Here is a 13,290-nt window from a genome sequence, read left to right on the forward strand (position 1 = left end):
TGCGACCTGTTAGGCACCTACCTCGGACGGAACGTCAAGAGGAGGAGGGTGCATCGGTGAAACGCATTCTGGCAGCCGCGCTGTGCGCGTGCGCCACTCTCGGCTCGGTGACGTTGTACGCGTCATCGGTGACCGCGGCGACGCTGCAGGTCGTCGCGGCGACGGCCAGCGCCGACGACGGCAACGGACCGGCCAACGCGATCGACGGCGACCTGTCCACGCGGTGGTCCGCCGCCGGTGACGGCGTCTGGATCCGCCTGGACCTCGGCACCGTCACGGCGGTCGGCTCGGTGTCGGTGGCCTGGTATGACGGTGACAGTCGGAAGGAAACGTTTGACGTCCAGCTGTCCAAGGACGGCTCGAGCTGGTCGACTGTGCTGTCCAGGGTGACCAGCAGCGGCACCACGCTCAGTCCTGAGGCGTACGGTTTCACCGGTCAGCAGGCCCGCTACCTACGGATCGTCGGGCACGGCAACTCATCGACCGACTCGGCAACGTGGACGAGCATCGCCGAGGCGACCGTGTCCGACACCTCGACCCAGCCGCCTCCGCCAACGCAGACTCCTGGCGTCGGCGGCGTGCCGACACCGTCAGGTGCGATTTTGGTGCCGAGCCGGAATTCCACCTACACGATCAGCTCCGGCGGCACGGCGTCGGCGCCGAAGGTCTATGACTGCCAGGGAAACACCATCCGTGGCGGCGTCGTGATCAAGGCCGACAACGTCGTCATCCAGAACTGCCGCGTGGACGCCCAACAGCAGTATGGCATCTACTCGGACAACAACACCAACGTCACCATCCAGAACAACGACATCAGGGGGGTGAAGGGCCCCGGTGACCTGAACGCCATCACTTTCTTCGGCAACGGCCACAAAATCCTTTACAACACCGCCATCAACTTCGTCACCGGCGATCCGGGGGACAGCCACACCGACTTCATCCAGACCTGGGTCTCCAGCTCGCATCCCACCGCCAGTGACGACGTACAGATCCGCGGCAACAAAGCCATCGGACCGGCGAATCCGGACCGCGACCACAGCGTACCGAGCATCCATCAGTTTCTGATGGCCGAGGACTACGGTCGTGGCGGCAACAGCGGCGGCAACACCGACGGCATGAAAAACTGGATCGTCGCGGACAACCAGGTAGGCGACAGCTGGAACCAGGCCATCAAGCTGGACGGGCCGGACAGCGTTTCCATCACCCGCAACACGTTCGTCGGTTCCTCGACCAAGGTCATGGAGGTGACCTCGGCCTCGACCGGGGTGAAGTTCTACGCCGACAACCAGGTCGGCTCCGGCTACGGTTCGGTCGGCATGCCGGTCACGCCAGGACAGGGACCCGGCTGATATCCCGGACGTACCGGAAATCGCATACGCCGGCGCAACGTTCTTCGGTCTTCGATGAGGTCACAACCGTGAGGAATCCTCACACGGGAGAGTGAACGTTGGCTGGTGACGGAAACTGGGATCGGCGTTCGGTGCTACGAGGTGCGGCGGTGTTGGCTGGCGCGACCGTGCCATTCTTCGGTGGCGCGGCTGTTGCCGAGCCAGGCAGCAACGCGGATGCGTTGTTCGCGGCCGGGAAGTTCGAGCAGGCTGGCCGCGCGTACGAGGAGATCCTGAGAAAGGAGCCCGAAAACCTGCGCGCGGCCCGCCAGCGCGGCTATGTCGGCCTGCTGTCCAACAGGTTCACCGAGGCCGAGAAGTATTTCAAGGTGGCGCTGCGCCTGGCGCCCGCGGACAAGGAAACCAACTGGCTGCTTGGCGACTGCTACATCCGGCAGGACAAGTTCGCGCTTTCCGTGCCGTGCTGGCAGGCCGCCGGCGAGGAGGCGTACGCGACCTGGTTCGCGGCGGTTCGCGGCAATCCGTACGAGATCCATGGTGACACCGGCCGCGTACCGTTTCTGCGGATGGACCCGTCGGTGCAGGTGCAGGCATCGGTCAACGGCGGGCCGTTGAAGCGTTTTTCCTTCTATACCGGCGCGCCGTGGTTGGGGGTCTCCGCCGCGGTGGCCAAGGAGGCCGGCCTGAAGTCGGTGTACAAGCAGAAGACCGAGTTTGAGAACGGCTTCGTGTGGATGTATTTCGGCATGCTGGACTCGTTCAAGATCGGCGGCATCGAAGTGCGCAACGTCCCGGTGGGCTGGTCGGAGCCGGCCGGTGCAGACGTGCCTCCGCAGACCGACGACGGGCTCATCGGGACGTGGTTCTTCTACCATCTGTTGACCACTTTCGACTACGCCGGCCGGTCGCTGATCCTGCGGCGACGGACCTCCGAAGCGGCCAGGAAGGCCCGTGCAGGCAGCAAACCGCTGCCGATGTGGCTCGCCCTCGAGCACTACGTTCACAGTCAAGGAAGCTTCGCCGGCAGCACCGACTCCGGTCCGCGAGTGGTCGGCGTGAACTTGGGCGGCAACAGTGAGATCATCGCCGGTTTGCGCGGAAAAACCGCGGAGCAGTTGGGAATACGGAGCGACTACGACCGCGAGATCGGCACGTTTGGCTCGAGCCATCCGGCTGTCGTCTATCCCTGCTATCCGAACGAGGTGCGGCTCGGCGACGCGGTCGCCAAGGGCGTCTACTGCTACAACAACCCCAACCAGAAGCCCAACGTGCCATGGCCGTACGGGACTGGGTTCGACACGATCGGCTGGTTTTCGCACTGCTTCTGGAAACCGTACAACGTCACGCTCGACTTCACCGAGATGCGCCTCTACATCGCGCGCGGCAAGGCAACCGGCTAGCAGAGGGGACGCCGCCCGGCGACCTCAGCAGCACCGAGAGGCCTCCATCTCGCGCTCGGCCAGCAGGCCCTGAGAACGGCGGCTGATCGACGGTATCCGGTGGCAGCCGCGTACAGGCCGATTGCAGTCCGATGCAGACGGAGCGGGTCGTCTTCGTATTGCACGATATTTTCCAGCTGTCATTCGAAAAGGTCGCGGAGACGGTCAGCCGTACGCCGGCCGCCTGCCGAAAGCTGGCGAGCCGGGCCAGACAGCACGTCGCCGCCGAGCTCCGCTTCGACGTGGACCGCGCCGAACAGCGGCAGATCACTGAGAAAATCATCGCGGCCTGCGCTGGCGGCGACCTGGATGCGTTGGTGCGGTTGCTGGATCCGGACGTCGGCGGCGACACGGACAGCGGAGGATTGGTGGCGACGGCGCAGACCAGGATCATCGGACGCGAGCGGACCGCGCGGACATTGCTCGGCCACATCCAGAGGACGGCGAGGCGGTGACGCCTCGCCGTCCTTGGAGTCAGTAGAGCGAAATGTTGCAGATACGTGCCTGGCTGAGCGCGCCGTTGTGGTCACCGGGACCGAAGAAGGTCACCGGCTGGCAGAATCCGTTGCCACTGCCATAAGTGAACTGTCCACCGTCTGTGCCGTACGTGGCCCACATCTGCACGTCGAAGAGGCCGGCGTTGTACGAGCCGTGGCCGGAAAAGCAATACCAGCTGCCACCCATCGTCGTCCAGACCAGGAAATCCAGCCGCGGATCGGCGCCGCAGGTGGGGGAGATCGACATCGGCTCGACACCGTGCGGCACCGGTGTCACGGCCAGTGTCAGGCCCGGTGCCGGATGGGAGAACGTGACGGCCGCGGAGGCCGGTGTCGCGGAAAATCCAGCGGTCGCCAGCGCGGCGAGAACGGCGACGAGTAGCGCTGCTCGTCGCAGAACCGAAATTCGCATGTATCCTCCTCGATTGGTGTGATCCTGCCGTCGAGCGAAACTATGCTCCGGTCCGCTGTCATCCGACTGTCACTTCGCTGGCGCTCGGGTTGGCCGTCACCGCCGCGATGATGCTGCGGCCGCGGATGTGGCAATCAGTTGCCGGCTGGATGATGGCCGCCGTCCTGGTGTTGCTGGTGCCCGACATCCGGGTGCCGCAGAATGGCGCGTACGCTTTCACGCTGTATTTCGGAAAACTCGAATGGGCGATCGGGTTTCGGGTTTTCTGCCTGGCCGGCGGCCTGTTGTGGGCGATGGCGGCAGATCATCGACAACGATGCGTTCCCCGTCGACACGAAAGGACAGTCGGCGTTTATCGCACGATGGCGGCGATCGCGGTGTAGCCAAGAAGCGCCGCGCCGAGGCCGGCGACAATACTGACAGCGACATTCATGAACGCGTAGAAATACGCCTTTTCCTCGAGCAGCCGTACGGTCTCGTAGCTGAAAGTGCTGTAGGTCGTGAGCGCACCGCACAGGCCAGTGCCGAGCAGCGACAGCACCGGCCCCGGCACGGCGTTGCCGGCGCCGGTCAGCGCGCCGAGGACAAGGCAACCGACGACGTTGGCGGTGAACGTGCCCCACGGAAACGTGGTGTCGTGGCGGGTCTGCACGGCTCGGTCGGTGAGATAGCGCAACGGCGCGCCGATCATGGCACCGAGGAAAACCAGCGCGATCGTCATGTCTGCGCCTTTCCGTCCAGGCGTACGATCTCGACCTCGTCGAGCACGACCATTCCTTCCTCGACGAGCTCGTCGAGCTGGGGGAGAAAGCCGCGGATGCGGTCGTCGGCGTCGACGATGACCACCACGGCCGGGAGGTCCTCGGTCATGCTGAGCAGCCGGTCGGTGTGAACAAGCTGGGTCGCGCCGAAGCCCTCGGCGCCGCGCAGGACGGTGGCACCGGCCAGGCCGGCGGCGTGCGCGCGGCTGACGATCTCGTGGTAGAGCGGCTTGTGGTGCCACATGTCGTCCTCGCCGATGAAGATCGACAGCCGGGTGCCGTGTCCAAGTGGCCGCATGTCAGCGCCGTCCCCCGTACAGTCCGGCCCAGGTCGTCACCGCGCGCGTGACCCAGACGCCGGCGATGACGGCCAGCAGCGCGCCGATCAGCGTGCCGGCCAGATACGCGAAGGCGATGCCGACCGTGTCCGGTTGCAGCAACGCGCGGATTTCCACGGCGTACGTGGAAAAAGTCGTGAAGCCGCCGAGCACTCCGACGCCGAGGAACGGGCGGAGCAGCCGGTGCGCCGACCACACCTCGGTGATCAGCACCATGAGTACGCCGATGAGCAGGCAGCCGACGACGTTGATGGTCAGCGTCCCCCAGGGGACCTGCCCAGGTGTGGTCGGCAGGAGCTGTGACACGGCGTGCCGCGCGACGGCCCCTACGCCGCCACCGAGAGAGATCGCCAGCAGCACGGCACCGTGTGACCGCACCAGCTCGCCGCGCTGACTGTCGACTCGGACGTCGATGTCCGGGTCGACCGGGCGGTTGACATCGACATCACCGACCTCGCTGCTCACCTGCGTGCCTCCTACTCGTCCCCGCACACCATTGTGGGGTGTCTGAGTAGGGACCGTTGGCAGCGGCCTGAGCTGCGGTTTTTCCGACTGCGCCGGAACGGCGGGCCCCACCGCCGCACTTCAACTATATATCGACGTCCACAGCGCCATGTGGTGTCGTGGATCACCGCGAGCGGACCGCCTTGCGGTAGACGACGGCTTCCACCTCGTCGAGTACGCAGAGGCCGCTGACGCCGAGCTCGTCGAGCTGCGGCAGGAAGTCGCGTATGCGTTGCTCGGCGTCGGCGATGACGATGAGGACGGGCACGCCGCTGCCGAACATGTGCGTCGTGTGGATCTTGGCGGCGTGCCCATAGCCTTCCACACCGCGGATGACGGTGGCGCCGGCGAGGCCGGCCTTGTGCGCGCGGTGCACGATCTCGGCGTAGACCGGCTTGTGGTGCCAGATGTCGTCGTCACGCAGGAAGATCGACAGGCGCAGGGCTCGTACCGGCACTTTCACCGTCGTCTCCTTCTGGTCGCGAGACGATTTACGCCTGAGTAGACCGGTTGCCGACTACGCCGTCAACCTGTCCGATGTGGACGGTCGACCGGACGGGTGCCGTACCATCCCGACATGTCGTACGACCCCGAGCTCGTCCCTTTCCTCGCAACCATCCCGAAGATTCAGTTCGACGACATAGCGGCCGAGCGAGAGCGGCGCGGCCGTCTGCCGAAGCCGCCGCTCAACCGGCCGGCCGGCCTCGACGTGGAGGACATCGCGGCCGACGTGCCAGTGCGCGTCTATACGCCGTCCGGCCGGGACAGTCTGCCTGGCTTGCTCTATTTCCACGGCGGTGGATTCGTCACCGGCAGCCTCGACACCGTCGACGCGACAGCCGTACGGATTGCCGCCGGCGCCGACGTTGTGGTCGTGTCGGTGGACTATCGCCTCGCACCGGAGCATCCGTATCCGGCTGCGGTGGACGACGGCTACGCGGCCTTGGAATGGACCGTCAAGAACGCGAGCCGGCTGCGGATCGACCCGGCTCGGCTCGGCATCGGCGGTGACAGTGCCGGTGGCACGGTGGCCGCCGCGGTCGCCTTGCTGGTTCGTGACCGCGGCGGTGCGTCACTGCGCTTCCAGTATCTCAACGTGCCGACCGTCGACGACCGCTCGAGCACGCCGTCCAGGCTCACGTTGGTCGACACGCCCCAGCTCGACCGCGCTGGGATCGAGGCCGTGTGGCGGCACTATCTCGGACCGAGGACGGCTGACGCGTACGCGGCACCGATGCGCGCCGACGACCTCACCGGACTGCCACCGGCGCACGTCGTCGTCTGCGAATTCGACCCGCTGCGCGACGAAGGCATCGCGTACGCACAGCGGCTCGTCCAGTCAGGTGTGCCGACCGAGCTGCACCTGTATCCCGGCACGTTCCACGGCTCGACGGCCTTCGACAGCGCGGTCAGCCGACGGATGATCGCCGACCAGACAGCCGCCGTCCGCCGGCTGGCGCACTAGGGACGTGCGCTTGATGACCTTTGGGTGTCGCCTGCCGTTCCGGGCCGGCGGCATGGAGCGCTACAGGACCGTCATGTCCTTTTGTGTCGTGGTCGCAGGGACCCCTTGCGTGCGCCTGGGGCACGTAGGGACCCCTGTCACCATCACGATCGGGGCCATCACGCCTGCCGGCACCCCACCCCTGGAATGGACACTAGTTTGCCGGGTCAGACTCGGGACACTGACGAAGCACGACGTCGAGCAGACCAGGAAACCGCGTCTGCAGATCCTGCGTGCGTACGGTCAGAACGCGCTGCGCACCATTGATGCGCTCGCGGATGATGCCGGCCTCCCGCAGGACCTTCTGATGGTGCGAGAACGTCGACCGGCTGACCGTCAGGCCGGCACTGTCGTGCAGTTCGTTGCAGGGTGACGCGCCGAGCGCGGCGAGCGTCCGGACCGTGGCGAGGCGGACGGGGTCGGCGAGCGCGGCGAACACGTCGGTCAGCTCGACGTCCTCGATCGCCGGGTGCCGGTCGTCACCGCTCATGTCGAAAGACTATCCAGGCGCAAGTTCGATGTCTATCGTACTGTTCGATGATCATCGAATATAAGGAGTGCCATGGCGACCGGCTTCTGGACCACGTCGTTTCTCACCGCGCTTGCCGGGCCCGACCGGTCGGTGACGATTCCGCCACCGACGCGCGACTTCGCCGACGAGACGATCCGCCAGGCCGTACGGCTGTGTCGCGGCGGCACCACCGTACGGGTCGAGCTGAGCAACGAGTTCGGTCTCGTGCCGTTGGTGATCGACGAAATCAGGATCGGCGCAACTCCAGTGCCTCGCGATGGCGTTGCGCGATGGCACATTCCAGCCGGCGCGACCGCGCTGAGCGACCCGGTCCCGTTGGCCGTTCGCGCCGGCGCTGAGCTGTCGATCAGCTGTTACGTGTCCGGTCGGACCGGACCGGCGACATATCTGCACTCGGCGCAGCGTACGACCGAGATCGCGCCGGGTCGCCAGACGACGGCGTCTCGCCTGGTCGGTGCGCAACCCTCTCCGTCGCTGTACTGGATCAGCCGCGTCCTCGTCGACCAGCCGGCGCAAGGTCCGGTGATCGTCACGATCGGCGACTCGATCACCAGGGGAGACGTCACCACACCGGATGCCGACCAGCGCTATCCGGATCACCTGCAGCGGCGGCTGCCGGCCGGCGCGGCGGTCCTCAACGCCGGCCTGGGCGCCAACCGGGTGCTCCGGCCGGGCCTGGGTCCGTCGATGTCGCAGCGGTTCGAGCGCGACGTACTCTCCATCGCCGAAGCGACGCACGTGATCATCATGGGTGGCATCAACGACATCGCGCTGCCGGACGGTCTCGGCGAGCCGCGGCCGACCGCTGCCGAGGTCTTCGACGGTCTGCACACGTTGGCGGAGCGCGCCAAAGAGCGAGGAATCCGGCCGATTCTCGGCACGATGACACCGCTCGGCGACAGCCGCTACGACGACTTCGTCGCGGCCGGCTACGAGGCGATGCGGCGTACGGTCAACGACGCGATCGCGAGCCAGTCGGACTGGGCCGTTGTCGACTTCGCCGCCGCGGTCTGCGAACCCGGCGGCAACGGGCGGCTGGCGCGGACATACGACTCCGGAGATGGCTTGCATCCCAACGATGCCGGCGCACGGGCACTCGCCGACGCCATCGACCTCGACCTGCTCCGCTGACGGTGGATGTGACGGATGTGAATGTACATGCGACACTGTGTAAAGGGTGAGCGTCTGGGGGGACGAACATGACCGCGGAGACCGACAGCCGGCAGTCCGGCAAAACCGCACCGGCTCGGCATGCCACACAGCAACCTGACGAGGACGAGCTCCGGCAGGCGTACGAGAAATGGTGGCACAGCGCCGGCCTGGTGCACGACATCCTGGAACAGGACGTGGCCAAACCGATCGAGGTCACCGAGCGGTTCCAGGCCGAGTACGACACGCGCCGCAGCTATGCCAGCCTGCTGCGCCACCGCGGCCGCGACGTGCCGGACTATCTGGCCGCCGACAAGGCGTTCCCGCCGCGCTGGCCGGTGCCGGAGCCGCCGAGCGGCGACTGAGCTATTCGTCAGCCGACTCCAGGATGGTCCGAAGTTTCGCGTCGGCGAGCCGAAACATCGTCGGCACCGCCGACACCGGCACGTCGAGATCGGCGGCGATGTCGGCCGCCGATTTCCCCAGCTCGCGCAGTTCCAGAGCGCGTGCGTAGGCTTCCGGCAGAGCCGCCATCGCTTTTGCGCGGTCGCCGTCCGATCCCGCCATCACCGGACCGTACGGCCGGATCATCGCGCCACGCCTGAGTATCCGGCTACTCATAAATACGATGGTGGCATGATCACCTCCCGCCAGCTGGAGTATTTCCAGGCGGTCGCGCGCGAGCTGCATTTCACCAGGGCCGCGGAGTCGCTGCGGATCGCGCAGCCGGCGCTGTCGCAGCACATTCGCCGGTTGGAACGGCAGCTGGGATTGCTGCTGTTCGAGCGCGACAACCACCGTGTCGAACTGACGCCGGCCGGCGCCGCATTGCGCGAGCACGCCGAGCGGATCCTCGGCGATCTGGTCGCGGTCGAGGACGAGATGCTGGGGTGGGCCGGTGGCGTACGCGGCCGGATCCGGCTCGGCGCGGCGCGCGGAGTGATGGCGCAGCTGGCCAGGACACTCGCGGCGTTCTGCCAGGCGTATCCGGCCGTCGACGTGGACCTGCGCGAGGCCAACACGCAGGCGATGATCGCGGGTCTGGCCGCCGGCCGCCTCGACGTCGCCACGCTGGCCACTTCCGACGGGCTCGACAGCCGCCAGTTGGCGGTGCATCCACTCGGCAGCGAGCCGCTCGTGCTGGTCACGGCGGTCAGCTGGGCTGCCGCGCCGACGGTCGCGGTCACCGAACTGGACGGCATGGATCTGGTCGCGTATCCGGACGGATCGGCGCTGAGCGGGCTCATCGCCGCGGCGTTGTCCGCGGCCGGGGCGACACCGCGTACGCGCTTCGAGAGCCGCGAATACAGCACGGCGCGGATCCTGGCGAGTGTCGGACTGGCCGCCGCGATCATGCCGCTGTCGGTCGCCGAGGCACCTGGTCCGCCGGTACGCGTGGCGCGGCTCGAGCCGGAGCCGTGCTGGCGGCCGTCCCTGGTCTGGTCGTACGGCCGCCGGCCGGCGCCGGCCGTACGGACCTTCGTCGACTTCGTGGTCGGTCAGCCGGACTTCATGACGCTGACCTGAACCTCAGTCCGTGCCGGACTCCATGGCGGCGCGGTCGAGCGCCACGTCGGCGCTGGAGTCGGTGCCGCGCGAGGCGATCGCTTCGGCGCCGCCCTCGGGCATCGCACCGATCAGACCGGTCGGCGGCTGCGGCGTGCCGATCAGCGCCTGGTGCGAGCCGACCAGGCCGAGCCCGGCATACTGCTCCAGCTTGGCGCGCGAGTCGGCGATGTCCAGGTTGCGCATCGTGAGCTGGCCGATCCGGTCCACCGGCCCGAACGCCGAGTCCTCCGTACGCTCCATCGACAGCTTGTCGGGGTGATAGCTGAACGCCGGGCCGGAGGTGTCCAGGACCGAGTAGTCCTCGCCGCGCCGCAGCCGCAGCGTCACCTCACCGGTGACCGCGGTGCCGACCCAGCGCTGCAGCGACTCGCGCAGCATCAGCGCCTGCGGGTCCAGCCAGCGCCCCTCGTACATCAGCCGGCCGAGCCGCCGGCCCTCGCTGTGGTAGGTGGCGAGCGTGTCCTCGTTGTGGATGGCGTTGACCAGCCGCTCGTACGCCGCGTGCAGCAGCGCCATGCCGGGCGCCTCGTAGATGCCGCGGCTCTTCGCCTCGATGATCCGGTTTTCGATCTGGTCGGACATGCCCAGGCCGTGCCGGCCGCCGATCGCGTTGGCCTCCAGCACCAGGTCGACGGCGGTGGCGAACTCCTTGCCGTTGATGCTGACCGGCCGGCCCTGTTCGAAGCCGACCGTCACGTCCTCGGCGAGGATCTCCACCGACGGATCCCAGAACCGTACGCCCATGATCGGCTCGACGATCTCGATGCCGTTGTCGAGGTGCTCCAGCGACTTGGCCTCGTGTGTGGCGCCCCAGATGTTCGCGTCGGTCGAGTACGCCTTCTCGGTGCTGTCCCGATACGGCAGGTCGTGCGCGAGCAGCCACTCCGACATCTCCTTGCGGCCACCGAGCTCACCGACGAAGTCGGCGTCCAGCCACGGCTTGTAGATCCGCAACGCCGGGTTGGCCAGCAGGCCATAGCGATAGAACCGCTCGATGTCGTTACCTTTGAAGGTCGAGCCGTCGCCCCAGATCTGCACGTCGTCGTCGAGCATCGCGCGTACGAGCAGCGTGCCGGTGACCGCGCGGCCGAGCGGCGTCGTGTTGAAGTAGCTGCGGCCGGCCGAGCGGATGTGGAAGGCGCCGCAGGTGAGCGCCGCCAGGCCCTCCTCGACCAGCGCCGCCTTGCAGTCGACCAGCCGCGCGAGCTCGGCACCGTAGGCGCCGGCGCGACCTGGCACCGACTCGATGTCGGGCTCGTCGTACTGGCCGATGTCGGCGGTGTAGGTGCACGGGATCGCGCCTTTGTCGCGCATCCAGGCGACCGCGACCGAAGTGTCGAGGCCGCCGGAGAAGGCGATCCCGACGCGTTCACCGACAGGCAGGGAGGTGAGCACCTTGGACATGGGAATAATTATTCATATCGATGCATGGTCATGCAAGCCGGTGCGACCCGGCTCACGCACCGTTACTTGGCGGCTTCGATGGCTGCGGTGAGGGTCGCCGGTGTGATCGGGCCGTCGATTGCCTTGCCTGCGACGATGACGGTCGGCGTGGCGGAGACGCCATGACGGGAGGCGTCGTCGGTGATTGCCGTCGTCCAGGCGGTGTAGCGGCCATCGCGTACGCATCGGTCGAAGTCGGCGCCGGTCGCACCGGCCTGCCGGCCGAGCGCCACCAGCCGATCGTCGGTCAGTCCGGCCGAGCCTTCGGCCGGCTGGTTGTCGAAGAGCAGTGCGCGGAACCGGTCGAACGTCCCTGCCTGTTGCGCGCAAGCCGATGCGGCCGACGCTCTGGTCGAATACCGCGTGCCGGCGGACCTGTCGTCGAGGTAGGCGACCGGGTGGTAGACGACGCGTACGGTGCCGGCGCGCACGTACCGGTCGAACGTGGGACCGACTTCCTGTTCCATCGCGCGGCAATGTGGACACATGAAGTCGAGGTAGATGTCGATTTTCACCGCGGCGCTGGCTTTTCCGACGGTGATGCCGGCTAATGTTCCCGCCGGCGCGGCCGCCGGAGCGGCGGAGTTCGTACGATATATCACGACACCGACGACGATCGCGATGACCAGCAACGAAACCGCGATGACGCCGGTCACCGATCCGGTCACCAGCCGCTGCCGGCGACGCTGTGCGGCGAGCCGCTTGGCGGCGATCTCACGTGCTTTGCTCTTGGACGCCATGCGGATCGGACGCGTCGTGCGGCGACCTGGTTCCGGCGAGCCTGCGACTCCAGGCGGCCAAAATCGCGGCGGTCACGACGATCAAGGCGGCGACCACCAACCGGTCGCGCGTCGTCTGAGGCTGTGTGAGGCCCCACAACAACGAGTGGCCGAGCAGCGTGCCACCGCCAAGCGCCAGCAGATGCCGGTCGTCGCTGTTCCAGCGGCTCACAAGGCGCCACATGACGACGACGATTGCCGCCGAGGCCAGCATCGGGACGACGACCAGCGGCGCGTGGAGGAGGTGCGCGCGTGCCGGCAGCACCAGGACGCCGAGCGCCATGAAGCTGCCGACGAGAGCGGTCACGAAGACCAGCCATGGCGTAGGCGTCGTCCGATTGCCGCGTACGGCCTGCGCGCGCGGAATTGCGATGAGCGCGGCGATCGCGAGCGCGACGACGACCACCGCCGCCGCGATGAGCGACGCTGACGGCACGACACCGCCGGGATCCAGGGTCGTACGCGCTGAGAGGCCGAAAATCGCCACTCCGGCAAGGAAGAACCCGGTCGTCACGATGAGACCAAACCAGCGGAGCAACGGTTTGCGCTGCCACCGCGGGAAAAGCAGCTCGACCAGCAGGATCGGCACGGCGATGCTCCACACCGCGTGGTTGATGATCTGCACCTCGGCGTAGACACCGTTGACGCCGAGAATCCGCGCACCCCAGTCCGGTCCGATGCCGTGATAGATGGTGGCGCTGAACAAACTCCGCAGCGCGAGGCCTTCCTCGACGATTCCGTACGCGGCGCCTAGCAACAGAATGCTCGGCCAGCCGCGGCCACGACGCCACACCAGTTCGCGGATCAGCACGGCGGCGCCGCCGTACGCCGGCACCGCGAAAAGAAATCCGGCGACGCTGCTCGGCGTGAACGGAAGGTCACCGATCAGCACCTCGGCCACCGTCGGCGCGAGCAGGATCAGGACGATGACCGGCACGAGTCGTCTCATGCGGCCAGTAAAACGGCGGCCGGATGTGCCGCGCAGCCGACGAAAGTTGGTGTGGACACGGCCGA

18 protein-coding genes are annotated in these 13,290 nt (G+C 67.2%); 8 read left to right on the forward strand and 10 right to left on the reverse strand.

Going from position 1 to position 13,290, the window contains the following annotated elements; genetic code table 11:
* Positions 1–56 precede the first annotated feature (56 nt).
* The 3 genes from GNX95_RS05505 (at position 57) to GNX95_RS05515 (ending at position 3,243) form a co-directional block, all read left to right on the forward strand.
* On the forward strand, positions 57–1,349 hold the full coding sequence (locus tag GNX95_RS05505) for a discoidin domain-containing protein (protein WP_163506045.1): 1,293 nt from the start codon (positions 57–59) through the stop codon (positions 1,347–1,349).
* 149 nt (positions 1,350–1,498) lie between these two features.
* Positions 1,499–2,749 (forward strand): aspartyl protease family protein, encoded by a 1,251-nt coding sequence (locus GNX95_RS05510; RefSeq protein WP_163506046.1) that lies wholly within the window; start codon positions 1,499–1,501, stop codon positions 2,747–2,749.
* A 131-nt stretch (positions 2,750–2,880) separates the two neighbouring features.
* The gene (locus tag GNX95_RS05515; protein ID WP_163506047.1) at positions 2,881–3,243 is read left to right on the forward strand and encodes a sigma factor-like helix-turn-helix DNA-binding protein; all 363 of its coding nucleotides are present in this window, start codon (positions 2,881–2,883) and stop codon (positions 3,241–3,243) included.
* A gap of 19 nt (positions 3,244–3,262) precedes the next feature.
* Here GNX95_RS05515 and GNX95_RS05520 read toward each other — a convergent pair whose 3' ends face one another.
* Positions 3,263–3,697 carry a hypothetical protein gene (locus GNX95_RS05520; protein ID WP_163506048.1) on the reverse strand — a complete coding sequence of 145 codons (435 nt, stop codon included), beginning with the start codon at positions 3,695–3,697 and terminating at the stop codon, positions 3,263–3,265.
* A gap of 89 nt (positions 3,698–3,786) precedes the next feature.
* On the opposite strand from GNX95_RS05520, the gene GNX95_RS05525 reads away from it, so the two are divergent.
* Positions 3,787–4,080, forward strand: a complete 294-nt coding sequence (locus tag GNX95_RS05525) for a hypothetical protein (protein ID WP_163506049.1) — start codon at positions 3,787–3,789, stop codon at positions 4,078–4,080.
* Here GNX95_RS05525 and crcB (GNX95_RS05530) read toward each other — a convergent pair.
* From crcB (GNX95_RS05530) to GNX95_RS05545, 4 genes are all read right to left on the reverse strand, one after another.
* Positions 4,050–4,418: a fluoride efflux transporter CrcB gene (gene crcB / locus GNX95_RS05530; RefSeq protein ID WP_163506050.1), complete on the reverse strand. Its 369-nt coding sequence runs from the start codon at positions 4,416–4,418 to the stop codon at positions 4,050–4,052. The two genes, GNX95_RS05525 and crcB (GNX95_RS05530), sit on opposite strands and share 31 nt — an antisense overlap.
* A complete protein-coding gene (locus GNX95_RS05535; RefSeq protein WP_163506051.1) occupies positions 4,415–4,756 on the reverse strand; it encodes a DUF190 domain-containing protein in 342 nt (113 codons plus the stop codon). Before GNX95_RS05535 ends, crcB (GNX95_RS05530) begins: the two co-directional genes overlap by 4 nt.
* Position 4,757: 1 nt before the next feature.
* On the reverse strand, positions 4,758–5,261 hold the full coding sequence (crcB, locus tag GNX95_RS05540) for a fluoride efflux transporter CrcB (RefSeq protein WP_246281515.1): 504 nt from the start codon (positions 5,259–5,261) through the stop codon (positions 4,758–4,760).
* Between the two features lie 163 nt (positions 5,262–5,424).
* On the reverse strand, positions 5,425–5,763 hold the full coding sequence (locus GNX95_RS05545) for a DUF190 domain-containing protein (protein ID WP_163506052.1): 339 nt from the start codon (positions 5,761–5,763) through the stop codon (positions 5,425–5,427).
* A gap of 114 nt (positions 5,764–5,877) precedes the next feature.
* Here GNX95_RS05545 and GNX95_RS05550 point away from each other — a divergent pair, with 114 nt between their 5' ends.
* Positions 5,878–6,765, forward strand: coding sequence for an alpha/beta hydrolase (locus GNX95_RS05550; protein ID WP_163506053.1), 888 nt, complete (start codon positions 5,878–5,880; stop codon positions 6,763–6,765).
* A gap of 193 nt (positions 6,766–6,958) precedes the next feature.
* Here GNX95_RS05550 and GNX95_RS05555 read toward each other — a convergent pair whose 3' ends face one another.
* Positions 6,959–7,294, reverse strand: coding sequence for an ArsR/SmtB family transcription factor (locus GNX95_RS05555; protein WP_163506054.1), 336 nt, complete (start codon positions 7,292–7,294; stop codon positions 6,959–6,961).
* Between the two features lie 72 nt (positions 7,295–7,366).
* Here GNX95_RS05555 and GNX95_RS05560 point away from each other — a divergent pair, with 72 nt between their 5' ends.
* Both GNX95_RS05560 and GNX95_RS05565 read left to right on the forward strand, forming a co-directional pair.
* Positions 7,367–8,467, forward strand: a complete 1,101-nt coding sequence (locus GNX95_RS05560; protein WP_163506055.1) for a GDSL-type esterase/lipase family protein — start codon at positions 7,367–7,369, stop codon at positions 8,465–8,467.
* A 68-nt stretch (positions 8,468–8,535) separates the two neighbouring features.
* Positions 8,536–8,850 (forward strand): hypothetical protein, encoded by a 315-nt coding sequence (locus GNX95_RS05565; protein ID WP_163506056.1) that lies wholly within the window; start codon positions 8,536–8,538, stop codon positions 8,848–8,850.
* Between the two features lies 1 nt (position 8,851).
* On the opposite strand, the gene GNX95_RS05570 is transcribed toward GNX95_RS05565, so the two are convergent.
* On the reverse strand, positions 8,852–9,106 hold the full coding sequence (locus GNX95_RS05570; RefSeq protein ID WP_163506057.1) for a sigma factor-like helix-turn-helix DNA-binding protein: 255 nt from the start codon (positions 9,104–9,106) through the stop codon (positions 8,852–8,854).
* Positions 9,107–9,121: 15 nt separating this feature from the next.
* Between GNX95_RS05570 and GNX95_RS05575 the strand changes: the two genes are divergently transcribed.
* A complete protein-coding gene (locus GNX95_RS05575) occupies positions 9,122–10,012 on the forward strand; it encodes a LysR family transcriptional regulator (RefSeq protein WP_163506058.1) in 891 nt (296 codons plus the stop codon).
* Between the two features lie 3 nt (positions 10,013–10,015).
* Here the strand turns inward: GNX95_RS05575 and argG are convergent, their stop codons facing one another.
* The 3 genes from argG to GNX95_RS05590 form a co-directional block, all read right to left on the reverse strand.
* Positions 10,016–11,458, reverse strand: a complete 1,443-nt coding sequence (argG, locus tag GNX95_RS05580) for an argininosuccinate synthase (protein WP_163506059.1) — start codon at positions 11,456–11,458, stop codon at positions 10,016–10,018.
* Positions 11,459–11,520: 62 nt separating this feature from the next.
* The gene (locus GNX95_RS05585) at positions 11,521–12,237 is read right to left on the reverse strand and encodes a DsbA family protein (RefSeq protein WP_163506060.1); all 717 of its coding nucleotides are present in this window, start codon (positions 12,235–12,237) and stop codon (positions 11,521–11,523) included.
* Positions 12,212–13,225 carry a hypothetical protein gene (locus GNX95_RS05590; protein WP_163506061.1) on the reverse strand — a complete coding sequence of 338 codons (1,014 nt, stop codon included), beginning with the start codon at positions 13,223–13,225 and terminating at the stop codon, positions 12,212–12,214. The genes GNX95_RS05585 and GNX95_RS05590 overlap by 26 nt, the downstream gene beginning before the upstream one ends.
* Positions 13,226–13,290: the final 65 nt, after the last annotated feature.

This window comes from Fodinicola acaciae, from assembly GCF_010993745.1.
In the GTDB taxonomy this organism is placed as follows: Bacteria; Actinomycetota; Actinomycetes; order Mycobacteriales; family HKI-0501; genus Fodinicola; species Fodinicola acaciae.

Bases quoted from the DNA above. Each gene is read 5' to 3' on its own strand.
- GNX95_RS05515 (WP_163506047.1), top strand. From the start codon at position 2,881: ATGCAGACGGAGCGGGTCGTCTTCGTATTGCACGATATTTTCCAGCTG.
- GNX95_RS05520 (WP_163506048.1), bottom strand. From the start codon at position 3,697: ATGCGAATTTCGGTTCTGCGACGAGCAGCGCTACTCGTCGCCGTTCTC.
- crcB (WP_163506050.1), bottom strand. From the start codon at position 4,418: ATGACGATCGCGCTGGTTTTCCTCGGTGCCATGATCGGCGCGCCGTTG.
- GNX95_RS05535 (WP_163506051.1), bottom strand. From the start codon at position 4,756: ATGCGGCCACTTGGACACGGCACCCGGCTGTCGATCTTCATCGGCGAG.
- GNX95_RS05550 (WP_163506053.1), top strand. From the start codon at position 5,878: ATGTCGTACGACCCCGAGCTCGTCCCTTTCCTCGCAACCATCCCGAAG.
- GNX95_RS05555 (WP_163506054.1), bottom strand. From the start codon at position 7,294: ATGAGCGGTGACGACCGGCACCCGGCGATCGAGGACGTCGAGCTGACC.
- GNX95_RS05560 (WP_163506055.1), top strand. From the start codon at position 7,367: ATGGCGACCGGCTTCTGGACCACGTCGTTTCTCACCGCGCTTGCCGGG.
- GNX95_RS05565 (WP_163506056.1), top strand. From the start codon at position 8,536: ATGACCGCGGAGACCGACAGCCGGCAGTCCGGCAAAACCGCACCGGCT.
- GNX95_RS05570 (WP_163506057.1), bottom strand. From the start codon at position 9,106: ATGAGTAGCCGGATACTCAGGCGTGGCGCGATGATCCGGCCGTACGGT.
- GNX95_RS05575 (WP_163506058.1), top strand. From the start codon at position 9,122: ATGATCACCTCCCGCCAGCTGGAGTATTTCCAGGCGGTCGCGCGCGAG.
- argG (WP_163506059.1), bottom strand. From the start codon at position 11,458: ATGTCCAAGGTGCTCACCTCCCTGCCTGTCGGTGAACGCGTCGGGATC.
- GNX95_RS05585 (WP_163506060.1), bottom strand. From the start codon at position 12,237: ATGGCGTCCAAGAGCAAAGCACGTGAGATCGCCGCCAAGCGGCTCGCC.
- GNX95_RS05590 (WP_163506061.1), bottom strand. From the start codon at position 13,225: ATGAGACGACTCGTGCCGGTCATCGTCCTGATCCTGCTCGCGCCGACG.